Origin of the sequence: Peptoniphilus sp. DNF00840, assembly GCF_001553125.1 — a bacterium.
Classification (GTDB): Bacteria; Bacillota; Clostridia; order Tissierellales; family Peptoniphilaceae; genus Peptoniphilus_A; species Peptoniphilus_A vaginalis.
The window spans coordinates 1-24,219 of record NZ_KQ960205.1; the positions used below are offsets into that span (position 1 = coordinate 1).

22 protein-coding genes are annotated in these 24,219 nt (G+C 31.4%); 1 reads left to right on the forward strand and 21 read right to left on the reverse strand.

Annotation, left to right across the window (positions count from 1 at the left end; all coding sequences use genetic code 11):
• Positions 1 to 73: 73 nt before the first annotated feature.
• From ppsA to HMPREF1864_RS03845, 20 genes are all read right to left on the reverse strand, one after another.
• Complete coding sequence (ppsA, locus tag HMPREF1864_RS03750) at positions 74 to 2,416, reverse strand: phosphoenolpyruvate synthase (RefSeq protein WP_062571511.1); 2,343 nt, start codon at positions 2,414 to 2,416, stop codon at positions 74 to 76.
• A 53-nt stretch (positions 2,417 to 2,469) separates the two neighbouring features.
• A complete protein-coding gene (locus HMPREF1864_RS03755; protein ID WP_062571512.1) occupies positions 2,470 to 3,003 on the reverse strand; it encodes a class IV adenylate cyclase in 534 nt (177 codons plus the stop codon).
• The gene (locus HMPREF1864_RS03760) at positions 3,003 to 3,686 is read right to left on the reverse strand and encodes a metallophosphoesterase (protein ID WP_062571513.1); all 684 of its coding nucleotides are present in this window, start codon (positions 3,684 to 3,686) and stop codon (positions 3,003 to 3,005) included. The genes HMPREF1864_RS03755 and HMPREF1864_RS03760 overlap by 1 nt, the downstream gene beginning before the upstream one ends.
• A gap of 7 nt (positions 3,687 to 3,693) precedes the next feature.
• Complete coding sequence (locus tag HMPREF1864_RS03765; RefSeq protein ID WP_062571514.1) at positions 3,694 to 5,937, reverse strand: ATP-binding protein; 2,244 nt, start codon at positions 5,935 to 5,937, stop codon at positions 3,694 to 3,696.
• Positions 5,927 to 6,946, reverse strand: a complete 1,020-nt coding sequence (locus HMPREF1864_RS03770; protein ID WP_062571515.1) for a metallophosphoesterase family protein — start codon at positions 6,944 to 6,946, stop codon at positions 5,927 to 5,929. The genes HMPREF1864_RS03765 and HMPREF1864_RS03770 overlap by 11 nt, the downstream gene beginning before the upstream one ends.
• A gap of 79 nt (positions 6,947 to 7,025) precedes the next feature.
• Positions 7,026 to 7,577 carry an isochorismatase family protein gene (locus HMPREF1864_RS03775; RefSeq protein WP_062571516.1) on the reverse strand — a complete coding sequence of 184 codons (552 nt, stop codon included), beginning with the start codon at positions 7,575 to 7,577 and terminating at the stop codon, positions 7,026 to 7,028.
• Positions 7,578 to 7,591: 14 nt separating this feature from the next.
• Positions 7,592 to 8,503, reverse strand: coding sequence for a 1-phosphofructokinase family hexose kinase (locus HMPREF1864_RS03780; RefSeq protein WP_062571517.1), 912 nt, complete (start codon positions 8,501 to 8,503; stop codon positions 7,592 to 7,594).
• A gap of 4 nt (positions 8,504 to 8,507) precedes the next feature.
• The gene (locus HMPREF1864_RS03785) at positions 8,508 to 10,172 is read right to left on the reverse strand and encodes a phospho-sugar mutase (protein ID WP_062571518.1); all 1,665 of its coding nucleotides are present in this window, start codon (positions 10,170 to 10,172) and stop codon (positions 8,508 to 8,510) included.
• Positions 10,173 to 10,174: 2 nt separating this feature from the next.
• Positions 10,175 to 10,645, reverse strand: coding sequence for a Cys-tRNA(Pro) deacylase (gene ybaK / locus HMPREF1864_RS03790; protein WP_062571519.1), 471 nt, complete (start codon positions 10,643 to 10,645; stop codon positions 10,175 to 10,177).
• Between the two features lie 124 nt (positions 10,646 to 10,769).
• On the reverse strand, positions 10,770 to 11,483 hold the full coding sequence (locus tag HMPREF1864_RS03795; protein ID WP_062571520.1) for an aminotransferase class IV: 714 nt from the start codon (positions 11,481 to 11,483) through the stop codon (positions 10,770 to 10,772).
• The gene (gene aroF, locus HMPREF1864_RS03800; protein WP_062571559.1) at positions 11,467 to 12,255 is read right to left on the reverse strand and encodes a 3-deoxy-7-phosphoheptulonate synthase; all 789 of its coding nucleotides are present in this window, start codon (positions 12,253 to 12,255) and stop codon (positions 11,467 to 11,469) included. The genes HMPREF1864_RS03795 and aroF overlap by 17 nt, the downstream gene beginning before the upstream one ends.
• Position 12,256: 1 nt before the next feature.
• Positions 12,257 to 14,272, reverse strand: a complete 2,016-nt coding sequence (gene pabB, locus HMPREF1864_RS03805) for an aminodeoxychorismate synthase component I (protein ID WP_062571521.1) — start codon at positions 14,270 to 14,272, stop codon at positions 12,257 to 12,259.
• On the reverse strand, positions 14,269 to 14,709 hold the full coding sequence (gene aroQ, locus HMPREF1864_RS03810; RefSeq protein WP_062571522.1) for a type II 3-dehydroquinate dehydratase: 441 nt from the start codon (positions 14,707 to 14,709) through the stop codon (positions 14,269 to 14,271). The genes pabB and aroQ overlap by 4 nt, the downstream gene beginning before the upstream one ends.
• On the reverse strand, positions 14,690 to 16,201 hold the full coding sequence (locus HMPREF1864_RS03815; RefSeq protein WP_062571523.1) for a shikimate kinase: 1,512 nt from the start codon (positions 16,199 to 16,201) through the stop codon (positions 14,690 to 14,692). Before HMPREF1864_RS03815 ends, aroQ begins: the two co-directional genes overlap by 20 nt.
• Complete coding sequence (gene aroC / locus HMPREF1864_RS03820) at positions 16,198 to 17,283, reverse strand: chorismate synthase (RefSeq protein WP_062571524.1); 1,086 nt, start codon at positions 17,281 to 17,283, stop codon at positions 16,198 to 16,200. The genes HMPREF1864_RS03815 and aroC overlap by 4 nt, the downstream gene beginning before the upstream one ends.
• A complete protein-coding gene (locus HMPREF1864_RS03825) occupies positions 17,273 to 18,508 on the reverse strand; it encodes a 3-phosphoshikimate 1-carboxyvinyltransferase (protein WP_062571560.1) in 1,236 nt (411 codons plus the stop codon). The genes aroC and HMPREF1864_RS03825 overlap by 11 nt, the downstream gene beginning before the upstream one ends.
• Complete coding sequence (aroB, locus tag HMPREF1864_RS03830; RefSeq protein WP_062571525.1) at positions 18,501 to 19,541, reverse strand: 3-dehydroquinate synthase; 1,041 nt, start codon at positions 19,539 to 19,541, stop codon at positions 18,501 to 18,503. Before aroB ends, HMPREF1864_RS03825 begins: the two co-directional genes overlap by 8 nt.
• A gap of 139 nt (positions 19,542 to 19,680) precedes the next feature.
• A complete protein-coding gene (locus HMPREF1864_RS03835) occupies positions 19,681 to 20,472 on the reverse strand; it encodes a metal ABC transporter permease (protein ID WP_062571526.1) in 792 nt (263 codons plus the stop codon).
• Entirely contained in the window at positions 20,472 to 21,131 is a 660-nt protein-coding gene (locus HMPREF1864_RS03840) for a metal ABC transporter ATP-binding protein (protein WP_062571527.1), read from the reverse strand. The genes HMPREF1864_RS03835 and HMPREF1864_RS03840 overlap by 1 nt, the downstream gene beginning before the upstream one ends.
• Positions 21,131 to 22,204 carry a metal ABC transporter substrate-binding protein gene (locus tag HMPREF1864_RS03845; protein ID WP_062571528.1) on the reverse strand — a complete coding sequence of 358 codons (1,074 nt, stop codon included), beginning with the start codon at positions 22,202 to 22,204 and terminating at the stop codon, positions 21,131 to 21,133. Before HMPREF1864_RS03845 ends, HMPREF1864_RS03840 begins: the two co-directional genes overlap by 1 nt.
• A 122-nt stretch (positions 22,205 to 22,326) precedes the next feature.
• On the opposite strand from HMPREF1864_RS03845, the gene HMPREF1864_RS03850 reads away from it, so the two are divergent.
• Positions 22,327 to 22,740, forward strand: a complete 414-nt coding sequence (locus HMPREF1864_RS03850; RefSeq protein WP_062571529.1) for a Fur family transcriptional regulator — start codon at positions 22,327 to 22,329, stop codon at positions 22,738 to 22,740.
• A 169-nt stretch (positions 22,741 to 22,909) separates the two neighbouring features.
• On the opposite strand, the gene HMPREF1864_RS03855 is transcribed toward HMPREF1864_RS03850, so the two are convergent.
• The gene (locus HMPREF1864_RS03855) at positions 22,910 to 24,208 is read right to left on the reverse strand and encodes a Na+/H+ antiporter NhaC family protein (RefSeq protein WP_062571530.1); all 1,299 of its coding nucleotides are present in this window, start codon (positions 24,206 to 24,208) and stop codon (positions 22,910 to 22,912) included.
• Positions 24,209 to 24,219: the final 11 nt, after the last annotated feature.

Genomic DNA, 24,219 nt, shown 5'->3' on the forward strand with positions numbered 1-24,219 from the left:
TGGTTTTTAAGTCCAACTTTTGGGGGTCAGTTCAATTTCATGAGGTTATTTCTTTTATAAAATTTAATTTTATTTACATTTGTCTAAGTTTTTTAAGAATTATTTTTTGTTCAACACTTGCAACAAGTCTTCTAGTATATTCAACTGTATCAGGGTTAACTGACATTGAAGTTATTCCACATTCAACAAGGAATTCTGCAAGTTCTGGGTATTGACTTGGACCTTGGCCACAGATTGAGCAAGTGATTCCCTTCTTATTTGCTGCATCAATTATTGTCTTAAGAGCAATCTTAACTGCATCATTTCTTTCATCAAAGTATCCCATGTTGTTAAGGATTCCTGAGTCTCTATCAGCTCCCATTACTAATTGTGTTAGGTCGTTAGATCCAATTGAGAATCCATCAACTAGTTCTGCAAATTCTTCAGCTTGAAGAACTACTGCAGGTACTTCTGCCATTATCCAAATCTTAAAGTTCTTTGATTGAACTAGACCTTCTTCAGCCATAATTCCCTTAACAACCTTAAGTTCTTGTGGAGTTCTAACAAATGGTAGCATAACAATTACGTTAGTAAGACCGTACTCTTCTCTAACTTTCTTGATTGCTTGACATTCTAGTCTAAATCCTTTTTCGTATTCTGGAGAAATATATCTTGAAACGCCTCTCCAACCAATCATTGGGTTTGCTTCAATTGGTTCTACTTCGTCTCCACCCTTTAGACCTCTAAATTCATTTGTTCTAAAGTCGCTTGTTCTTACAACAAGATTCTTAGGATAAATTGCTTGAGCAACTTTAGAGATACCTTCAGCAAGTTTGTCTACCATTAGGTCTCCTTGACCAGTCTTTACAAGATACATTGGATGAGCACCTATCATGTTAGTGAAGATAAATTCAGTTCTCATTAGACCAATACCATCCATTGGTAGGTTTTTATATTTATCTATTAGTCCTGGTTCGCCAAGATTCATATAAATCTTAGTAGCAGTTGTTGGTGCAAACAAATTTCTAAGTTCGTCAATATTTCCAAGGCTTGGTCCTGAAGATTGACTTTCAGTTTTCTTTTCTTCTTTTTCTTTAAGAACTTCACCCTCATAAACAATACCTCTTACTGCATCAACTGTAACACTATCACCAGTCTTAAGAGATTTTGTAGCATTTTTAGCTCCAACTATACAAGGTATTTGTAATTCTCTTGAAACAATTGCTGCGTGACAAGTTCTTCCACCTTCATCAGTGACTACACCAGCGCACTTTCTCATAGCAGGTACCATATCAGGGTTTGTCATAGCAGTTACAAGAACATCACCTTCTTCAACAAGGTTGATTTCGGAAATATCTTTAATAAGTTTTACCTTACCTCTTCCAATTCCTGGAGAAGCTGGTAGACCTTTGCAAAGGGTAACTAATTTTTCTTCCTTTTCTTCTTCAAGAGTGGTTATAGGTCTTGATTGTAGGAAGTAAAATTCTTTTGTATCTGCATCAAATCCCCATTCAGTGTCTTGTACTGATCCGTAAAGTTTTTCTACCTTAAGTCCTCTTTCAATTAGAGTGTTAAGTTCTTCTGGTGCTAGAGCTTCTGCCTTTATAGCATCTTCTCCTAAAACATCTTTAACATTAACTGTCCTAGTTCCAACACCATTTTCATTTTTAATTACCATATATTCTTTTTCAGAAATATTTTTTTCAATAACTTTTTTTGTCTTTTTGTCAATAATATATTCGTCAGGAGTAACTATACCTGATACAACAGCTTCTCCAAGTCCATAAGATGCGTTAATCATCATTTCATCTTTAGAGTTATTAATTGGATTTGCTGTGAACATAACTCCAGATTTTTCTGAGTTAACCATTTTTTGAATTACAACAGAAAGAGCTACATCAAAGTGATCATAGTTTTGTTTTTCTCTGTAGTAAATTGCTCTTGATGTCCAAAGGGATGCAAAGCAATCTCTAATGTGGTTTAAAAGTTCTTCTTCGCCACTAATGTGTAAGTAAGTATCTTGTTGTCCTGCAAAGGATGCATCTGGAAGGTCTTCTGCAGTAGCAGATGATCTAACTGCAACTTCTGGGTCCTTAACTCCAATATTTTCAGAAAATTCTCTGTAAGCTCTTAGAATCTCTTCTTCAAGTTCAGGGTCAAAGTCTTTTTCTCTAATCTTAGTTTGAATTTCCTTTGAAGCATTAGTAAGGTCGTCAACATTTTCAACGTCTACAGCTTCCATTAATAATTTAACAACTTCATCAAGTTCTGCGTATTTAATAAATTTAGTGTATGCTTCTGCTGTTACACAAAATCCTGGAGGCACTGGTAGCCCAAAGCTAGTTAACTCACCAAGATTAGCTCCCTTTCCTCCAACAATTCCTACATCTTCTTTACCGATTTCATCAAACCATTTAATATAATTATACTTAGACATAATTCCTCCTTGTTTTCTAAAAATATTATAACACATATATTATATATGTCATACTATTTTTTTAAAGATTTTCTAAGTTCATCAATAGACATTGTTGAAACTTTCTCTCTAGGTATTTCTAATATATCTACTAAGTGATAAATATCTTCCATACTAGGTGCTTCTATCTCAACATATGGTTTTGGATAAGTATCCTTGTCCCAAGTATCTATGTCAATAATAAATTTTTTATAGGAATATTTTTTTCTATGCTTAAAGCCCTTGTGATATATGTCATATCCAAGGCACTTCAAAATATTAATAAGATCATCTACACTGGTAATCTCTGTTGTGTGTTCTATATTGTCCCTAACCTTAAAATCAGAAACATTTTCTTTAAAGGTAAAATATTTTTTCTCTCCATCAGAGGATTCAGAAATTCTAATTCTCAAATACCCCTTCTTTTTGTAAATCTTATGAGCTGTTGAATTTACAGTAATATTGGTTTGATTTTCTTCTTTAACAAATTTGCCACCAATCTTTTTTATTTTATCTTCAAATTCTCCTACATCAATATCAAGAAGTTTAACTTCTATTTCTCTTTCCATTAGTCCTCCTCAATTATCTTTAATTTAAAATCCAAAAAGTCACTTGCTACAAAGTGATAGTCAACTCCTGCCATGTCTCCTTCGTAAGAAAACTTGTGTCCCTTTCCGTGAAGATGTCCATAGACACATTTTTCCACTTCATAATCGCTTAAAGTTTGTGAAAATTCATTGACACTTAAGTCTTGGTTAAAGGGTGGATAATGAATCATAGCAATAATTTTTTTATTTACGCAAGAATCTAGAGAATTTTTTAATCTTTGAACTTCTCTCAAATAAATTTTTTCATCATTTTCAGAAAACTCAAAGGAATCTCTAGCAGCCCATCCCCTTGTACCACATATTGAATAACCCTTGTATTCAAAGGAGTTGTTGTGAATAAAATGTATGGTCTTGTAGCCAAGATTATTCATCTTATTAAGCGAAGACCACCAATAATCGTGGTTTCCCTTGGAAATTATTTTTATTCCTGGAAGGTCATCAATTCTTTTTAAGTCATAAGTAGCTGTCTCAAGTTTAAGAGCCCAAGAAATATCTCCTGGTAAAAGAACTAAGTCATCTTCTTTGACAACTTCTTTCCAATTCTTAATTATTTTTTCTTCATGATTTTCCCAGTTGTCTCCAAAAATATTCATAGGTTTTTCTTGTGTGTAGTCGAAGTGAAGATCCCCAATTGCGAATATCATATACACCTCAAATTGTAATTAATTTATATGTCATACTATATTTATCTAAAATTTCTTTTTCCCTATTTGTGCTTGTAAAGATTAAAACTTGTTCATTATTTTGTAAAATTTCAAGAGCTTCTTTAAGTCTGAAGTCATCATAAGAATCAAAGTGGCTGTCAAGCACTATAGGTATTTCCTTGTCACTAATAATTTTTGATATAGATAGTCTAAAAGCTAGATAAATCTGATCAATAGTACCCAGGCTTAGACTATCTAATCCAACGTAATTTTCTATGTCTCTATCATAAACCCTTATGCCTAAACTGTCATCAATTAAAATTTCATTATATTTACCAGAAGTCATTGCATCCAAATATATTGAAATTTCTTTCTTTAGAAGCGGAAGCTTATCTACTCTTCTTGCCTTTACAAAGTCTTCAAATCTTTCGATAGATATTTCTAACAATTCCTTCTTATATTCTAATTCCTTTAATTTTTCCTTTAGTTCAAAGGATCTCTCTTCTAAAACTCTTAATTTTTCTAAGGAGTCCTCAAGTGTTTTTAAGCTTCCTTCTAAGTTTAAAATATTATTTTTTTCAAAATCTATTTTTTCTTGTATTTCATCAATAGATTCTTCTCTGTAAATATTCCCTGTGAGATTTTCTTTTTCAAGTTCTTTAATCCTATACTTGTATTCACTTATCCTATTTGCATCTCTATTTTCATAAAACAGATTTTTCAAATCCTTAATATTCTCAACTTCATATTTATGGAATATATTTTGAAGTTCCCCTTCAAGATTAAAAATACTTCTCTTAGTATCATCTATTTCTAGAGAATTTTTTTCTATCCATTCTCTATTGTATTCATTTTTAGAAATATTTTTTAAGTTTTCTTCGATTCTTGAATCAAAAATTTCACTTAGTTCTTTTTTATCTCTAGCACCATATTTAATTAAAATTTCATCAATTTCTTTATCAAATTTTTTCTTTATTAAAGTTTTTTCCTGAGATTTCTTTTTATAATTTTGGTATTTATTTCTCAATCTATTTAGTAGATCCTTATTCTCTCTATATTTTGCAATCCTAAAATATGAATAAGCAAACAATATAAAAGATAGGGTAGAAATCAAATATTTTTTTAAATAAATAGAAATCAAAACTACAAGAAGTCCACCTATAAAAGATGAAAGAAATTTTAAAATATATTTAAAAACTTCTTTTTCGGTATTTTTTATATCCCATGAAATTATTTCTCTTTCTTTAGAATAATTATTTTCGTTTAACGCTTGTATCTCCCTATTTATTTCTTTAAATCTCTGATAGTCCTCTTCAAGATCAAGGTCAACATCAAAGCTTTCTCTTTCAACTGATAATAAATCATCAAGCTTACTAGAGTAGATTCCAAGACTCCTGTTTATTTCAATTGCCTTTTCAAGATCGGCAAAATTATATTTTTCATCATTTTCTGAATTACTTTCATGACATTCCCTTAGTTTTTCTTTTAAGTTCTCAAATTCAAAGAGCTTTCGTCCCCTAAGCTTCTCTTCTAAATCTCTTAAATTATCTTTAGAAGACTTGTATTTATCAATTGACTTCTCATAGGTTTCCTTAAGACTTATGAAGTTAACCTTGTCCTTTGATATCTTTTCTAATTCATCATTAATCCTTCCGATTTCTGATAATTTTCTCTTTTTTGTTCCTATATCATAGAGGTCTTCCTTCATCCTTTCTATGACCTTACTCAAATCAACATTTTCATCTTCAGAAACAGAAAAATTATTAATCCTATTTTGTAATTCTACACTGGCATCACTATCAAGCTGACTTAATCTTTGACCAATAAAAAAAGTCGATTTATAAATTTTTCTATTTAAATCAAAAAACAAAACCCCTGGTTGAGGAATCCTAGAATACATAAAAATTCTAGGGTCATCTGATAGGTCATCAGCAGTTTTGAGATTTAAAATTGAACATTCGTCCTTATCAAAGTCTCTGCTAATCCTAAAATCCTCTCCCTTGTCATTTAAAATAATGTAACCCCTATATAAATTTGAATTCCAAGGTCTCGATTTTTCAAATAAATCATCACGAACCTTCTTCACAAGGGAGTCACGACTAAAGCCATAAAAAATCCCATCTATAAAATTTACGATTGTAGATTTGCCCTTTTCATTTCTGCCGTAAATCAGGTTTATTCCTTCCTGGAGCTCAATCTTTTTATCTTCAAATTTTCCAAAATTTAAAAGTCCTAATTCTTTAATTATCATAGCCTTGCTCCAAAATAAATTTTTTTGAAAGTTCTCTTGCTTCTTGTTCCATCTTACTAGAAGCAAAACTATCTAAGAGATCAATTATATACTTGTCCCTTATCTCATATTCTTCATAAGAATCAACTAATTCATTTTGAATTTCAAAATAAAATGCTGACAAATTTTCTTTTAAGAAGTTTTCGATATCTCTTGGATGAAGGGTTTCTCCCTTGAGTATTATCCTATAAAGATTATTTTGTTCGATTTGATCTTGAATTAAATTTAGGACTTCACTATAAGTCATTTCTTTTTTTAAATTTATTTCAAGATTTACAAACTCTCTTCTTGAAAAATCTTTAAACTCAATTGTTTTTTTATCATCATCTAAAAAAATTATCCCTCTCTTGCCTCGGTCTTTAAAAGAAAGAGGAATTAAAGATCCCGAGTAATAAGTATTGTCAAAGACCTTCCCCCTCTTGTGAATATGACCTAGGGCAACATAGTTAAACTTCTCCAAGAAATCCTTACTTAATGGCAAATACCTTTCATCTTTTAAGTCAGAATGAAAGAGACCTATATTTATAAAATTTTGGTCCAATTTTATATCATTAAAATCTTTTTTAAATGCAAAAGAGTCGTAGGAAATTCCATAAATTCTCGTTTTTAATTCACTTAACTCAAAATAATCGAGTTCATTACTAAAGATATATAAATTCTCTGGCAAGTTTACCTTTAAAAATAAATTATCTTCAGAAAGATAGTCATGATTACCAAAGACAATAAAAACTTTAGCATTAAGTTTTTTCACCAAGTCTAAAAATCTATTTAAATCTCTTAAGTTAAAAAATTCTCTTTCAAATAAATCACCAGCAATTAAAATAATGTCAGCTTGGACTTCATTTGAAAATTCAAAAACTTCATAGAGAGCACGCCAAGAATCCTCTAAAAGTTTATTTGAAACCTCTAAAGGAAGTCGTCCCTTATAAAATTTTTTTAAATGTAAATCACCAGTGTGAATTATTTTCATCTTATCACCAAAATAATTATATCACAGAATTAGACTAAAAAAGAGCATCCATGTGGATGCTCTCATCTTAAGAATTTTATTAAATTATTAATTTTTGCAAAGTCTTAAATTCATCTGTTCCTGCTATACCTGCAAGGTCAAACAAAATTGTTTCTGTATTAGAAATAACTGCTCCCATTTCACGAAGGAGTTCCATTCCATTTTTGGAGTTTTCTTCACTTCTTGAACCCAAGGCATCTGCTGCAACGAAAACTTCAAACCCTGCTTCAAGTAAAGCTCTAACAGTTTGGAAGACACAAATATGAGTTTCCATTCCACAAAGAACTACTTGTTTTTTACCAAGTCTGTCAAATTCTTTTTTTATTTCTTCGTCTCCATAAGAGTTGAAAGTTAACTTAGGAAATTCCTTTTTATCTTTAAGGGGAGCCTTAACTTCTTCATTAGTAAAACCAAGTCCCTTTGGATATTGAACTGTATAAATTGCTTCGGCGCCAATTGTGCTTGCCACCTTTGCTAATACAGTTGAGTTCTTAACAATTTCATCCTTATTGTACATTGCCTTTAATAATTTGTCTTGAATATCAATAAAGGTAAAAACAACATCTTCCCTATTTAAGTGAAAATTTTTCATATTCCCTCCTATATTTATAAAATTTCTTCCACTTCAACGCTATTCATAATTCTTTTTATAGCGCTCATTTCAATTTTATCTTTTTCAACAAAATTTTCCCACACTCCACAAGAGATTGCAAGTTTTATTGAAGTTATAAAATCATAATCTCTATCAAGAGCTATAGCAAGACCTGAAAGGCAAAGACTTGTGTCAAACTTTTCTGTCAAAACTTTATTCTCTAATTTTTCCTTGTTTATATAGGCCCTATAATTTTTTTCTTCTGTTGAAATAATTGTTGCCCTTTTACTATTAACAAAAACAATTTTAGTTCCAGACTTTATAAATTTTTTGTTGAATTCAATTACTTCTCCAGTATAATTAATTTTTTTATCTTTCTCTATGTCATTTTTATCAAACATTAGTATATAGGGATTGGCCTTTTCAATTTTATCAAGCTTTATAGGATTAACAGCAACCTTAACATTTTTTTGATAGCAAATATTTACGAGTTTTTCGTAAATGTCATCATCTAAACCCTTTAAATCAATTTTGGGAATAACAACTATTTTTTTATTGTATAAGGATCTTTCAAAGGAGTTTAATATATCAGACCTGTCTTCCATAGTTATTCTTGGGTCTTCAGTCCTATAAACCTTTTTAGAATCATTGGATTTTATTAAAACTTCTTCTACATTTTCATCCTTAAGACCTGTAAAGTTCACATCAATTCCCAGTTGACTTAGGGACAATGCAATTTCTCTACCCCTTTTATTGCCCTTCAACATAAAAACTTCTGAATCTATGCCAAGTGTTTTTGTAAAAAGAGCCATATATATCCCATGACCACTTGGGTAAATCTTTGAGGACTCAATAATGTCATCTGATTCATCTTTTAAATTAAATTCTCTAACAATTTTTGGATTAAAGTCACAATAAAGAATCATTTTTTCACCTACTTGTATGAATTTTTTCCATTATCTCTTCTTTCATAATTTTTATTTTTTCTTTGGCTTCGACTTTATTATCAGATACCACATAAGCATAAATTTTTAATTTTGGTTCAGTGCCTGATGGTCTAAGAGCAAACCAAGTCTCATCATCAAAATAAAACTTCAAAAGATCTTGTGGTTTTTCTTCATCCTTTATAAAGTCTTCTTTTTTCTTTAAGTCGCCAATTTTTTCAAAGGAATCAAGCTCTCTGAAACTTTCCATAATTTTTTTCATAGTAGCATTTCCATCTTTTCCTTCGAAATAGACTGAGTCAAGATATTCTTCAAAGTAGCCATATTTTTTGTAAATTTCTTCAATATAATCTTTTATTTTGAGATTTCTTTTCTTTAGATATCCTGCCATCTCAGCAATTATCATAGAAGTTCCTACTGCATCCTTATCTCTAATATGGTTTCCAATTACATAACCAATAGATTCTTCATATCCAAAGATAAAGTTATGCTCTTTACTTTCATCCCAAATATTTGGCAAGTTACAAATATTTTTGAATCCTGTTAAGGTTTCAAAAACTTCAACATCATAATCTTTTGCAATTTTCTTAATTAGGTCAGCACTTACCACTGTCTTAACAAAGGCAGGGTTTTCTATATTCTTATGGATATTCATTTCAAGCAAGAAGTTGCCTAAGATAAATCCCATTTGATTACCGCTAATTCTTAAAATTTCATCTCCCATTTCAAGGACAGCCACCCTATCAGAATCTGGATCCGTTGCAATTATGATATCAGCATCTTCTATTTTCGCAAGTTCTATGGTCTTATCAAAAGCTCTTATATCTTCAGGATTTGGATTGGATACATTAGTAAAATCTCCATCAGGATTTTCTTGTTCAGATACAACATAAACATTTTTAAAACCCCTCTCTGATAAAACTTTCCTTACAAATTTATTTCCACAACCGCTCAGTGGTGTATAAACAATTTTAATATCCTTGTCGATATCATCTGTTAAGGATAGATTTAGAGTATCCTTATAAAAAGAATTTATTACAGCTTCTCCCAAGAATTTAATCTCTTTGTACTCACCTAATTTTTTTAAACTATTGAAATCAAAATCCAAAATATTTATTCTATTTGATTTTTCTTCCATTTCATCTGCAATATCATTTAGAATTTGTGACCCCTTTTCCCAATAGAGTTTAAACCCATTATAATTTTTTGGATTGTGAGATGCAGTAATCATTATTCCGGAAATAGTCTTTAAGTATCTTATAGAATAAGCTAAAAGTGGAGTTGGACAAATTCCTGGAAACAAATAAACTTTTATTCCCCTATCTGCTAATATTTTTGCGGTCAATATAGAAAATTCATAAGATCCATGTCTTATATCACGACCAATTACAACTCCCCTCTTCTTGGCATCTTCTCCAAGTTCATCGATTAAATCAGCAAGGGCAAGGGCAGTCTTACCTACAGTTAAATAATTCATCCTATTTGTTCCAGGTCCAAGAATTCCACGAAGACCAGCTGTACCAAATTCAAGATCTTTATAAAAACTATCTTCTATTTCCTCTTCGTTGTCTTTCATTTTTAATAGTTCATTTTTTAAGTCTTGGCTTACTTTATCACTTTTAAGCCACTCTTCATAAATATCTCTATACATACTTACTCCTTTTTTATATCAGCAAATTCTCCACCTATTAGGTCGACCAATTCCTTTGGATTTACTTTTATTTGCATCCCAACTTTTCCACCACTTACATAAAAGAAATCTAAATCTTCTGCAGAAGAATCTACAAAAGTTTTAAATTCTTTTTTCATTCCAACTGGTGAACATCCTCCATGTATATAACCAGTTAGTGGCAAGAGCTTTTTTTGTGGAATCATTTCAACTTTTTTTGATTCTGACACCTTTGCAGCTTTTTTTAAGTCAAGCTCTGATGACACAGGAACTACAAATACGAAGTGTTCTCCTGCTTTGGCTTCTGTTACAAGAGTTTTAAAAACCCTGTCTTTATCTTCTCCTAACTTTTCTGCCACGTCTACTCCACCTATTCCATCCTTAGTGGAATATTCAATTATTTCAAAATTAATTTTTTCACTTTCAAGAATTCTCATTGCATTAGTTTTTTTCATAAAATCACCTTTTCATCTGTCTTAATTTTACAACAAAAATAATTTTTCTTCATCTGTTTAAAAATTTTTGCTCATATTAACAATAAATTTTTCAAATAAAAAACTGGCTTACTGCCAGCTTAATTTAAAAACCAAATTCTTTCAAATCACTTTGAATTAATTTTGTTTCTTGGTCCTTATTAAATTTTACATCATTAATTGAGGATACATTTCTAACTCCCATAAGTGAATTAGAAATAAAAACTTCATCGTAGCTTTCCAAGTCTTTAAAACAAATTACTTCTTCCCTAATCTTGTAGTTTTCCAAAATGAAGTCCCTCATAGTTCCCTTTAAAAGTCCAGAAGAAAGAGTTGGAGTAAAAATTTCTCCTTCTCTCACACAAAAAATATTTGCAAAGGATGTTTCACAAACTTCTTCTCTTTCATTTATAAAAATAGCTGAGTCATATCCTCTATCTTGTGCCCACCTATGCTCCATAATATTTTCATAATAAGAAAGGCTCTTGTGATAGACCACTTTTGAAGTTGAGTTTCTCCTAACATCTGAAACAATTAATTTAAACTTCTTATTATCTTCTCTATAATTGTCAGGTCTACTTGTCACTATAAAGTTTTTATCAGAAACAATTAGCTTTAAGGCAAAATTTTTCTCTTCTGAAGATTTTATATACTCATAAATTTTTTCTTCATCAATATCTCTTTCAATTCCAAAGAATTCTAAAGATTTTTTTAGTCTCCTTAAATGCTTATCAAGAAAGAGAGGCTTCCCATCAACTACTTTTATGGTTTCAAAGACCCCTCTTCCAAAGGAATAACCATCATCAAATTCTATTTTCATTAAACTCCTCAAAATGTTTTACAATTCTTTTATAGATGTCATAACCTATTGCTTGAGCTGCATCACTTATAGATTGGTCTGGCTTTGGATGAACTTCAACCATAACCCCATCAAGTCCAAGAGCAAGAACTGCTTTGGCCATAGGTTCAATAAGTTCCCTCTTTCCAGTTCCATGACTTGGATCCACTATTACAGGGTAACCAGTTTTTTCTTTTATCATGTAAGCTCCTGCAAGGTCAAGAGTATTTCTCATTTCAGTTTCAAAAGTTCTAATTCCTCTTTCGCAGAAAATTATATTTTCATTTCCTTCAACTTCAATATATTTTGCTGCCAATTCCCACTCTTTTAGAGTTGCAGAAAATCCTCTCTTTAAAATTACCGGCTTGTTAGTCTTACCAATCTTTTTTAAAAGAGCATAGTTATACATATTTCTAGATCCAACTTGAAATACGTCAACATAATCTTTTATTAGTTCAACGTGGTCTTCGCTTAGAACTTCTGTTATTACTGGGACATCAGCTTCCTTTGATGCCTCATTTAAATATTCAACAGCTTCAAATCCCAAGCCTTGAAAATCAAAGGGAGATGTTCTAGGCTTAAAAGCCCCTCCTCTTACTATGTCAACGCCAAATCTTTTTAAGTCTTTGGCTTCATTTATTATGTGGTCTCGTGATTCAATGGAGCAGGGCCCTGCAATTAATATTGGCTTGCCATCTCCAAGATTTATATCTCTAATTTTTACAATTTTAGCTTTGCTTAAATTTTCTCTCATTTTAATATTTGCTTCCCTCAATATCTATTTCATCAAAATTATTGTAATAAGATTGGAGTGCAAGAAGTGAACCCTTGGCCTTTAAGACAATTTCATCAAACTCTTCTTCTTCATCTGATAAAAGGATTATGGCTCCTCCAACTCCTATTGTAGCCTTATCTTCTTCAATAAGAGCAGTCCTTATAACAATATTAAAATCCATGGTTGAATTATTTGATATATATCCAATTGTTCCTGAATAAACACCTCGAGGATAAGTTTCAAGTTCGTCAATAATCTCTAAGGTCCTCTTCTTTGGTGCGCCTGTCATAGAACCACCTGGAAAAGTTTTTTCAAGAACTTCTATTATATCAACATCTTCCTTAATTTTTCCAGAGACTGTAGTTACAAGTTGGTGTAGTGTCTTATAAGTCTCTACATCCATAAGTTTTGGTACCTCAACAGTACCAATCTCGCAGTACTTGCCAAGGTCATTTCTAAGAAGATCAACAATCATTAGGTTTTCTGACTTAGTTTTTTCTTCACTCCTAAGTTCTTCGATTAACCTCTCATCTTCTTCCTTTGACTCTCCTCTTTTTATAGTACCCTTGATAGGCTTAGTTGATACAATTTTATTTTTATCTACTCTCAAAAATCTTTCCATTGATGAAGATGCAATCTTTAACTCATCAAGGGGCAAGAAGGCACTATATTGTCCAGGACTTTTATCCCTGAGCTCCATATAATACTTCTTTCCATCAATTTTGTCAAAGATATCAAGTCTATTTGTTAAACAAACTTCATAAGTTTCTCCAGCACGAATTAAGTCTTTTATTTTTAAAATATCTTCTATGTAAGTTTTTTTATCTTTTACGAACTTTAATTTTGGAAAATCTCTTTTTACTTCTTTTTCTTTTTTACTTTCTAAATCTTTATTTAAAAGATTTTTTATTTCTTCTTTCCATTCTAAATCATCTCTGTATGAAAGTAGATATAATTTCTTTTCTAAGTGATCGTAGACAAGTGCTCTGTCACAATATTTAAAATAGGCATCTGGATAGAAATAAGAATAATTATTTGAAACATTCTCTGTGTCATTTTTTAACTCATAACCAAAATATCCAATATAACCTAGTTGATAGTCAAAAGGAAGAGCTTCGTCATAGTCCCATCTAAGTCTATTAGCCTTTAAAAAATCAAAAATATTTTCTTCATAGATTTCTTTTTTCTTTGAAGCTACAAAAGTTTTCTCCACTAATTTTTTATCAACATCATACTTAATTGTGTGTCCTCTTTTTTCTCCCTGTAAGCCAAAAATTGAGAATCTTGAAAGTCCTTCTTCCACCTTGCTGCTATCAAGCCAAATAGTCTTGTCATCATAACTATAAAGTTTCTCATAAAGCTCACCTGTATCAAAATCTTTTTCAATTATTTCATAGACAAGTTGATTTTTATTATAAAAGTCTCTAGTAATATTTATAAAATTTTTAATTAATTCCTCTCCACATTCACTTGCTATGGATTCTGGATGAAATTGGAGACCATAAATAGGTTTAGTCTTATGAGATATTCCCATTACTATACCCTCAGGAGTTCTTGCATCAATTTCAATATTATCAAGTTCTTCGTCTTGGCAAGTAAGAGAATGATATCTTGTAACAATAAAATTATTTTTTATTCCCTTAAACAAACCCTTGCCATTGTGTCTAACGAAACTTTGTCTTCCATGCATAGGTTCTTCTGCCCTTACTACTTTCCCACCATGGTAATGATAAATTCCTTGATGACCTAGACAAATCCCTAAGATTGGTTTATCTAATTTTTCGATTATTTCCTTACATACTCCAAAATCTTTTTCCTTGTCTGGACTACCTGGTCCTGGAGAAATAATTACATTATCAAAATCTAAATTTAAAATTTCATCAAATGTCATTTCATCATTTTTAATTACTATGGGCTCAAGACCTGAAACTTTTCCAATTAATTGATAGAGGTTGTAAGTGTAGGAATCGTAATTGTCAATTATAAGTGATTTCATTCTTGCTCCTTTAAATAATTTTTTAAATAAATAATAGCCTCTTTATATCCGGATATTCCTAATCCTTCAAAGGACTTTATAGCGTAGTCCCTTATAAAGTTTACTTGTCTAAAGTCTTCCCTTTCTGATACTTTTGAAATATGAACTTCAACGGTTGGAAGGCTTACTGCCTTTAAGGCATCAAGTATTGCGACACTGGTGTGAGTATATGCAGCTGGGTTTATTACAATTCCATCAAACTTCTTGTAGGCTTCTTGAATTTTATCAACAACAGCTCCCTCATGATTTGATTGAAAGTGTTCAAGTTCTATTTTTTCTTCATTAGCAGTTTTCTCTAAGCTATCTAAAAGTTTTTCATAGTTATCACTGCCATAAATATTTACTTCTCTAATCCCCAACATATTTATATTAGGTCCATTAATCACAAGAATTTTCATAATTTTCCACTTCCTTAAGAATTATGTCTAAATTTTTAATTTTATCTTCAATTACATCTACTTTTATATGAGCTAAGTCCTCATAAATTTCTTTTCTTTCTTTATAAAGATTTTTAAGATCATCTAAATTTTTTGAAAGGGGTCTGCCAGATGTTTCTAAGTTCTCTAGGTTTCTATTAAGATATATAACTAGAGAATTTTGTAGGATATAATATCTATTCTCTTCTCTTAGAGGTGTTCCTCCACCAGTAGCTATTACTAGACCATTCCTCTTACTAAGGTCTTTTAAAATTTTGCTTTCTAAATTTCTAAAATAATCTTCGCCTTTTTCTACAAAAATTTCTGGAATTGTTTTGTCTTCCTCTTCTTCTATTAACTTATCTGTGTCATAAAAGTCTCTCTTAAGTTTTTCTCCAAGCATCTTACCCATACTTGTCTTGCCAGATGATGGCATGCCAATTAAAAGGATATTTTCCATATTAAATTTTAATTTATTATAAATCTTTATAATTAAAGATTCATCTATTTTTTTATCCAAAAAAAGTTCGCATCCAAAGAAAGCTTGGGCAACTAACATCATAAGACCTGACATAGTTTTTATATTTAATTTTTCTGCATCAAGGATTAACTTAGTCTTTAGTGGATTATAAATTAAGTCTATGACAAAATCTAATTTGTTAAACTTAGCCAGATCTACTTTGGATTCCATATTATTTGGATACATGCCAAGCGGTGTTGCGTTAATTATAACTTGAAAATCAGCAAATTTTTCTATAGTTTCATAATTATCTTCAGTGGACCTGCTTATAACTACAAATTCCTTAGCTCCCTTATCCATAACTAGCTTTTGTAGCATCTTGCTAGCACCACCTGATCCTAGAATTAATACTTTTTTATCTTTTAAATCAATTCCATAAAATTTTAAACTGTAGTCAAAACCAAGGTAGTCTGTATTATATCCAATCAGCCTTCCATCTCTATTTACTATGGTATTTACAGCTCCAATTTCCTTGGCAAGTTCATCTGTCTCATCGAGATAAGACATTGAAACTTCCTTATAAGGTATAGTAACATTTATTCCTTTAAACTTTCTCAACTTAAAAAATTCATCTAATTCATTAGTTTTTATATCTCTTAAGTTATAAGGGTAGTATCCTAAAAGTTCGTGAATTTCTTTGGACTTACTGTGAGATAGGCTTTCGCCAATCAATCCATAAGAAAAATTTTCATCTTTTATTTTGGCTGAAAGCTTTTTACTTTCTTTAAAGATTGAAGAGTAAATTGGGTCTACAATATTTTTAAATTCTCCATCAATCTCATTTTCTAAATTTTTGATAATTTCTCTTTCCCTACTTTTATCTTCTGTATTTAAATTGTTATTTAACTTATAAAGACCTATATCTTTAATGATCTTCATTCTTTCTTCAAGCAGTTTTATTATTTCATTATCAATTTTATCTAGGATTTCCCTATCTTCTTTTAAATTTCTCATTTTTCACCTTCCATCACTAGGTCGAGAAGGGCTATAGCAGTAACCATTTCTATTGCAACGAGTGCTCTTGGCACAATAGATGGATCGTGCCTTCCTACAATTTTTAGCTTTGTATTACTCTTGTTCTTAAGTGAAACAGTATCCTGAAGCTTAGCTATAGAACTTGTTGGCTTTACAGCAGTCCTAAAAACAATTGGCATACCACTTGAAAGCCCACCTATCATTCCCCCATGATTATTAGTCCTAGTCTTTATTTTATTATCTTCATAATAATAAGGATCATTGTGGTTGCTTCCTAGCATTTTTGCAGCTTCAAAACCACTTCCAAATTCAATCCCCCTTATGCCAGGGACGGAAAAAACTGCATGGGAAATCACTGACTCTAGTGAATCAAAGAAGGGCTCCCCAATGCCTACAGGCATACTTAATATAAAAGTTTCAACTATGCCTCCGATGGAGTCTCCTTCTTCCTTAGCCTTTAAAATTTCCGTTTCCATTTTTTCTCTTGAAGATGGGTCTATAACAGGAAAAACTTGTTCTTTTAAGTCATAAAAATTTTCTTCGTTTATATCCTCTAAATTTATTTCACAATCCTCAGCATAACCTATGCTTTTAATCCTTGAGTAAATTTTTATTCCTCTTTTCATTAAAAGGTCTTCAGCAATTGACCCTCCTATTACAAGAGGGGCTGTCATCCTTCCAGAAAACTGGCCTCCACCTCTTATATCATTGTGAGAATCAAATTTCACATAGGCTGGATAGTCTGCATGAGATGGTCTAGGCACATCTCTTAGATTTTCATAATCCTTGGATCTTTGGTCCTTGTTCTTTATAATTGCACAAAGAGGTGCACCACATGTTATGTCATCTACTTCTCCGCTTACAATTTCATAAGAATCCTCTTCTTTTCTAGGAGTTGAAAATTCATTTTTCCCAGGTCTTCTTCTATTTAAGTTTTTTGCAATAAGGTCTCTGTTAATTTTATATCCGGCTTCAATCCCGTCAATGACAAGACCAATTTCACTTGAATGGGACTGCCCAAATAGGGTTACTTTAAAATTTTTTCCAAAACTATAGGACATGATTTTCACCTCCTAGTGAAGCTAAGTCCTTATAAAATTCTTTGTAGGATTTTTCTACACATTCGCTATCAATTATCTCTATAGGGCCCTTGGCAAAACCTGCAGCAAATGACGCAGACATAGCTATCCTGTGATCATTAAAGGAATTTATCTTACATGAATTATAAATTTCAACTCCTCTAAAGGAAAAGGAGTTTTCTTTTAGACAGACTTCTACCCCAAGTCTTTCTAGCATTTCAATTGTTGATTTTACCCTGTCGCTTTCCTTTAGTTTGAGTCTTTCAATGTTTATGATTTCTACTTTTTTTCCATAAACTCCACAAAGAACTGATAGGATTGGAATTGTATCAGGAATGTTTTTTGCATCTATTATAATTTTTTCCTTAGCATCTTTTTTCTTTATAAATTTATAGCCAATATCTGAAATATTTTCAAGTCCAAGTTCATTAAAATACCTTAATGCTTCTTTGTCTCCTTGAATTGAAGACTTATTTAAATCTCTAACTTCTACTCCAGCTGCTAGAAAGAATAGGGCATTAGACCAGTCTTTTTCAACAATATAATCTTGTCCTACAAATCTTCCCCTGCTTGAATAAGTATTTTTATCTTCTAGGACCTTTACTCCAAATTTATCCATTACATCTATTGTCATATCAATATAGGGCTTTGATTCTCTTTCACTTGTCAGTTTAATAGTGCAGTCCTGACCTGATCCACCTGCCAACAATAAACCACTAATAAACTGAGAGGAAATATTTCCTGGCACTTCAAAATTATAATTTGTTAATTTTCCACTGATTAAAATTTTTTCTCCAACTTCTTTTATAGAAACCCTATGTTTTGGAAATAAGTCAAAGTAAACGGAGTTTGTCCTTGTTACCAGGCTCCCCCTTCTTATAACTTCTGCTTCAATTCCAAGTGCTCCCAAAATTGGCAAAATAAATCTAAGGGTGCTTCCACTTTCTCCTACATCAATAAGTGTTTTTTTATTAAACTCTTCTGGAGCTTCAATGTGAAATTTACTTCCTTCTCTTGAAACTCTTACTCCTAAAGACTCTACAGCATTTAGGGATGCTTCTATATCCTTTGACAAGTTGTCGATTTCTAAAATAGATTCACCTCTTGCCAAAGCGGCACAAAAGATTGCCCTATGAGCATAGGATTTTGAAGTTATTCCTGAAATTTTTCCATATAATTTTTTATTTTCAATGAGTCTATTAACCATTTTTTCCAAGTTCTATTATTTCCCTTAATTCATCAAAATCAATTCTTTTACTTACAACTTCACCAATTTTTGTTGGAATAATTATGTTTATTTTATTATTTTTTATCTTCTTATCATGATGTAAAACTTCTAAAATTTCATCTGAGTCAAAATCATAAAATATTGGCAAATTATGATTTTTAAAAGCATCAATTAGGTCTTTATAAAAGTCATCTTCTGCAAGACCCAATTTATAAGCTGCCCTTGCCATATAAATAGTTCCTATTCCAATACTTTCACCATGGTTAAGTTGGTAGTTTGATAGAGACTCAATACCATGACCTATTGTGTGGCCAAGATTTAATTGTTGTCTTTTACCCTTATCTCTTTCATCATCTCTAACAAAGTCTAGTTTTATATTTAGAGATTTATAAATAATCCTTTCATAATCCAATTCATCAGCTGACTTTAAATATTCAAAAAGTTCCCTGTCCTTTAAAACCGAATACTTGAAAATTTCTGCCAGTCCGTTATTAATATTTCTCTCATCAAGAGTTTCTAAAAAACTGTAATCAATATGCACATACTTTGGAAAATAGAAAGACCCAATCTGATTTTTTAAATTCATAAAATTTATTCCATTTTTTCCGCCAACCGAAGAGTCAATCATTGATAGTAAAGTTGTAGGAACAGCAACAAAATCAATACCTCTAAGATAACTTGCGGAAACATAGCCACCAAGGTCTCCAACTACTCCTCCACCAAAGGCTATTATTGCATCACCCCTGTTAAAATTTTTTTCTACAAGGAACTTATTTATATCAACAAAGTTTTCAATGGATTTTGATTCTTCCCCTGGAGTAATCTTATAAATATAATAATCCAAGCCCTTCATTATATTTTTCATTCTTTCCTTGTATAAAGAAAAGACATTTTCGTCAGTAATTATCAAAAATTTTGCTTTGCTAATATCATTTAAAAATTCTATTAACTTGTCGTCACTTTTATAATCAATATCTATTTTATAATTATTTTCTTTTACTTGTATTTCCATAAAACACCTCTATGTATTCACTCTCTCTATCATAAATCATAGGCACTCATAAATAAAGAAGAGGACTCTAATTTTTTATAATTTTAATTAAAAAAATACTGGAGAAAAAGTTTCTTCTCTCCAGTTAAAATTAATTTATTTATTTTCTTTTTATTATTAGTAAAATTGTTAAAAATAAAACTCCAATTAATACGATGGCACCACCTGGTTTTAAACCCAAGTAGAAGGATGATACAAGTCCAAGCATGGTAAATATAAAACCAAAGCATGAAGCAAGAATAGTGGTCTTTAAATATCCAAACTTAAACTGCATAGCGCAAGCCACTGGCACTACCATTAGGGATGAAATAATTAGAATCCCAACAGTCCTTGCCGATACAGAAATCGTAACAGCTATTAGAATCATGAAAATCAAATTTATTCTATCCACGTTGACTCCAGAAAGTCTTGCTGAAGACTCGTCAAAGGAAATGTACATTAGGTCCACAAATAAATATGAGAATAAAAAGAATACTACAACTGAAACTCCAAGGATTAAATAAAAATCCAATTGTGGTATGGCAATTATGGAGCCAAATAAATATTCTTCAAAATTTGCACTTGTCTTAACAAAGCCTGAAAAAAGTGATGCAAGACCTATCCCTGTGCTCATTAATATAGCAGAAGAAATTTCTTGATAGCCTGGAAATTTCGTCCTAACATACTCCAAAAATATAGAGCCAACAACACAGAGTATTAGAGCTCCAATAACAGGAGAAGTTGAAGTAATGAGACCAAGCATTACACCAGCAAGGGATACGTGGGATAGGGCATCCCCAATTACAGATATTTTTTTATTTACAACCACAACACCCATGCAAGGGATTATTACAGATAAAAAAGCTCCAACTATTAAAGCCTTTATCATATATGAATACTGAAAAATTTCCATTATTTCACTTCCCTTATCTTCTTATCTTTTATCTCATAAACCTTGTTAACATTCTCTTCTATTTCTTCAAGGTTGTGAGTTATCATAAGAATTGTTATATTGTGTTGGTGATTTATGTGACTTAAAAGGTGAAATAAAGATTCCTTAGACTCCTTATCTACGCCAGTCATGGGTTCATCAAGAATTAAAAATTCTGGAGTTGCAACCAAGGTCTTGGCAATTAAAATTCTCTGCCTTTGTCCACCTGACAATTCTGTGTAAAGTCTCTCCCTGTAATTATTCATGCCAACTAAATTTAAGGCATTGGTTATTTTTTCTTTATGGTAAGTTTTTAATTTTCTAAACCCCTTATTCCTTGGATAAAGAGCTAGCGACAAGAGTTCTGAAACTGTAATTGGAAACTCAAGGCTTGATGGTACAGAAAGTTGTGGAACGTAACCAATGTTTTCTATTCCATTTTCTGTATAAAAAGAAATAGTGCCCTCTAGCGGCTTAAGTTGATTTAAAATAAGTTTAACCAAAGTCGACTTTCCAGCACCATTAGATCCTATAAGGGCGATGTAGTCGCCCCTATAGACATCAAAATTTATATCATCTAAAACTAAATCATCATTGTATTTAAATTTTAGATTTTTAATTTCTAACAATTTTTCCTTCACTATTTTAAAGCACCTACTAAATTTTCTAGATTTTCTTCCATGATGCTAAAATAATCTTCCTTATTATCTATTTGTTCTTGGCTCAAACCTTCAATTGGTGAAAGAACCTTAACTTGGCAGCCTGTTTCACTTGCAATAATGTTTGAAACTTTTGGATCTATTAATTCTTCTGTGAAAATAGTTTTAATATTATTTTCTTTTATATAAGAAATAATTTCTGCCATCTTCTTAGCATCTGGTTCAGTTTCTGCATTTACTCCCTTAACACCAACTTGAGTTAAGCCGTAGTCCTTGCATAGATATCCATAAGCTTCGTGGCCTACAACAATTTCTTTCTTTGGAAGATTTGCTAATTTTTCTTTATATTTTGCATCAAGTTCATCTAACATTTTAGCATATTTTTCATAATTTGACTCATAATAATCTGCATTGTCTTTGTCAAGTTCCACTAGGGCATTTTTAATATTTTCCATTTCGATTTTTGCATTCTTTGGTGACATCCATACATGTGGATCCATTGGTCCATGGTGGTGTCCTTCGTGGTCATGTTCTTCACGATTGTGGTTGTTTTCTGCTGCTTCATGATTGTGATTGTGATTTTCTTCAGCTTCATGATTGTGATTATGGTTGTGGTTGTCAGCTTCGTGTTCGTGGTCATGATCTTCATCTTCGTCGTCATGGCTATGAGTTGACTTAATTAGTTCTACACCTTTTGATGCTTCAACAACTTTTAGGTCTTTATTTGATAGTGAACCAATAACCTTATCTGTCCAAGATTCAAGACCAGCTCCATTGTATATAAGCATATCAGCATTTTCTAGATTTTTAATTGCGTCAGAATCTGGTTCCCATCCATGAGGCTCAGTTCCTTGTGGCATAACCATTTCAACATCTAACTTATCACCAGCAATTTTTTTTGTAAAATCATAAATAGGATATACAGAAGCGTAAACCTTTAGCTTGTTGTCTTTATTGCTAGCTTCACTAGAGTTCTTAACTTCTCCTCCTTTAGAACATCCTGATAATAAAATAATTCCTGCTAATAAAAATATAAATTTTTTAATATTTTTCATTTTTTCCTCCTAAACAATAATGATTTGCATTAGTAATTATAACAGAAAAAAATAATAATAAAAGGTGTTTTTTAAATTAACTTAAATTTTGTTATAATTATCTTATTAAAGGTGGTGAGGTTATGAAAATATTTGATGATATTTTAAGAAAACATAATTTGAAGGTTACTAAGGGTCGTCTTGCACTTTTAGAAGAATTAAATAAATCCAAAGTTCCCATGAATACAGAAGAAATTTTTGAATCTGCCGACAAGGATTCTATTCCCAGTCTTACTTCCCTCTATAGGATGTTAAATGAGCTATCAGAAAAAGGCATAATAAGAAAAAATTTATACTCTAATGGTCTCTTCTATTATGAGTTTGCTGAATCTGAACATAGACATTATATAGTTTGCTCTAAGTGTGGCAAGGTGTCTCCAATAAAAGAATGTCCTATTTCGGATTTTGAAAAAATTGCTGAAGAAGAAACTGGTTTTAAAGTTATAGGTCACCTTGTTGAGCTAAAGGGTCTTTGTCCAGAATGTCAAAAGAATTAATTTCATATTATGGAATAGACTTCGTATGGCAAAATTTTTCTTTACTTTTTCTTGTTTAGGGTTATAATTATATTAGTGAAATAATATTTGAATTATTTTACTATCCTTTACTTATATTTTGAAAATGAAAGAGACTTACTGTACACCCCGCAGTAAGTCTCTTTTATTTTTATATTAATGTTGTGACAAATCCACCTAATACAATTAGTGGTAATCCAAAGAATATAATCTGTGGAATGCAAGTATCCTTTATATGATCATGTTGACCATCCACTGAAAGACCAGATGTTGGTCCAAGAGTTGTATCTGATGCAGGTGATCCTGCATCACCACAAGCTGCTGCAATTGTAACAAGTAGAATAGTCGCCTTAAGAGAGTATCCTAAACTCATTGCTATTGGAACATAAATTGCAGAAATAATTGGAACTGTACCAAAGGAAGTTCCTATTCCAAGAGTAATCATAAGTCCTAGCAAAATCATTACATAGGAAGCTACAAGTTTTGATCCACCAAGTAGGTTTTGGGCAACTTGAACTAAGTCATCTATTGCACCTGACTTTATTACTACATTTGCATAACCAGCAGCAATTAACATAACAAAGGCTATGAAGCCCATCATGCTAATGCCACCATCAAGCATCTTTTGCATATCAGACCACTTTATTACGCCTGTTATAACTACAAATATAAGTCCCACTAAGGCTCCCAGAGGAAGAGACTCTGTTAATATTTGTACCACAACTGTAATGAGTCCAGAAAGTAAAACTAGAATGTGTTTCTTTTCTAATTTATCTCCTACTTCAACAATTTCACCTTTTACATCCTTAGTGTCATATTCCCTATCTCTTATAAAGAATAATAAACCAGCACATAGACCTAAAAACATAATAGCTGCAACTATCCAGTTAGTTCCTGTTACATCTTTATCTGTTATATTAAGTCCTGACCTTCCAAAGGAATCAATTATTAAGCCATGAAAAATTGCACCATAACCTAGAGGTATCGCAATATAGGGTGCCTTAAGTCCAAAACCAAAGGAAACAGAAAGCATCTTTCTATTCATTTTCATCTTATTAGTAAGTGAAAGAAGAGGTGGAATCAAAATTGGAATAAAGGCTATGTGGATTGGTATAATTGTTTCTGCCATTATGGCTATTACGATTATTATCCCACAAAGTAAAATCTTATTTCCCTTAACTAAGGATCCAATTTTTTTTGCCATTATCGCTGCTGCACCAGTTTCTTCCATGCAATAAGCTAAAGAGCCTAGCAATATATAACTCAAGGCTGTTTCAGCGTTACCTCCCATGCCACCTATTAGGGTGCTCATTGTTTCAGCAATACCCATACCTGAGATAAGTCCTGCAGAAATTGCTGAGATCATTAAAGCAAAAAATACAGGAATTTTTACTAAACATAAAGCTGCCAAAATAATTACCGACAGCACTACTGCGTTTGAAAATATCATTTCTTCTCCTT

Coding starts and splice junctions, on each gene's coding strand:
- aroF (WP_062571559.1), bottom strand. CDS start 12,255: ATGAGAGAAAATTTAAGCAAAGCTAAAATTGTAAAAATTAGAGATATA.
- HMPREF1864_RS03770 (WP_062571515.1), bottom strand. CDS start 6,946: ATGAAAATAATTCACACTGGTGATTTACATTTAAAAAAATTTTATAAG.
- HMPREF1864_RS03780 (WP_062571517.1), bottom strand. CDS start 8,503: ATGATTCTTTATTGTGACTTTAATCCAAAAATTGTTAGAGAATTTAAT.
- HMPREF1864_RS03835 (WP_062571526.1), bottom strand. CDS start 20,472: ATGGAAATTTTTCAGTATTCATATATGATAAAGGCTTTAATAGTTGGA.
- aroQ (WP_062571522.1), bottom strand. CDS start 14,709: ATGAAAATTCTTGTGATTAATGGACCTAATATAAATATGTTGGGGATT.
- HMPREF1864_RS03825 (WP_062571560.1), bottom strand. CDS start 18,508: ATGGTTAATAGACTCATTGAAAATAAAAAATTATATGGAAAAATTTCA.
- HMPREF1864_RS03815 (WP_062571523.1), bottom strand. CDS start 16,201: ATGAGAAATTTAAAAGAAGATAGGGAAATCCTAGATAAAATTGATAAT.
- HMPREF1864_RS03795 (WP_062571520.1), bottom strand. CDS start 11,483: ATGAAAATAGAATTTGATGATGGTTATTCCTTTGGAAGAGGGGTCTTT.
- HMPREF1864_RS03765 (WP_062571514.1), bottom strand. CDS start 5,937: ATGATAATTAAAGAATTAGGACTTTTAAATTTTGGAAAATTTGAAGAT.
- aroC (WP_062571524.1), bottom strand. CDS start 17,283: ATGTCCTATAGTTTTGGAAAAAATTTTAAAGTAACCCTATTTGGGCAG.
- HMPREF1864_RS03755 (WP_062571512.1), bottom strand. CDS start 3,003: ATGGAAAGAGAAATAGAAGTTAAACTTCTTGATATTGATGTAGGAGAA.
- ybaK (WP_062571519.1), bottom strand. CDS start 10,645: ATGAAAAAAACTAATGCAATGAGAATTCTTGAAAGTGAAAAAATTAAT.
- HMPREF1864_RS03845 (WP_062571528.1), bottom strand. CDS start 22,204: ATGAAAAATATTAAAAAATTTATATTTTTATTAGCAGGAATTATTTTA.
- HMPREF1864_RS03850 (WP_062571529.1), top strand. CDS start 22,327: ATGAAAATATTTGATGATATTTTAAGAAAACATAATTTGAAGGTTACT.
- HMPREF1864_RS03775 (WP_062571516.1), bottom strand. CDS start 7,577: ATGAAAAATTTTCACTTAAATAGGGAAGATGTTGTTTTTACCTTTATT.
- ppsA (WP_062571511.1), bottom strand. CDS start 2,416: ATGTCTAAGTATAATTATATTAAATGGTTTGATGAAATCGGTAAAGAA.
- HMPREF1864_RS03760 (WP_062571513.1), bottom strand. CDS start 3,686: ATGATATTCGCAATTGGGGATCTTCACTTCGACTACACACAAGAAAAA.
- HMPREF1864_RS03855 (WP_062571530.1), bottom strand. CDS start 24,208: ATGATATTTTCAAACGCAGTAGTGCTGTCGGTAATTATTTTGGCAGCT.
- pabB (WP_062571521.1), bottom strand. CDS start 14,272: ATGAAATCACTTATAATTGACAATTACGATTCCTACACTTACAACCTC.
- HMPREF1864_RS03785 (WP_062571518.1), bottom strand. CDS start 10,172: ATGTATAGAGATATTTATGAAGAGTGGCTTAAAAGTGATAAAGTAAGC.
- aroB (WP_062571525.1), bottom strand. CDS start 19,541: ATGGAAATACAAGTAAAAGAAAATAATTATAAAATAGATATTGATTAT.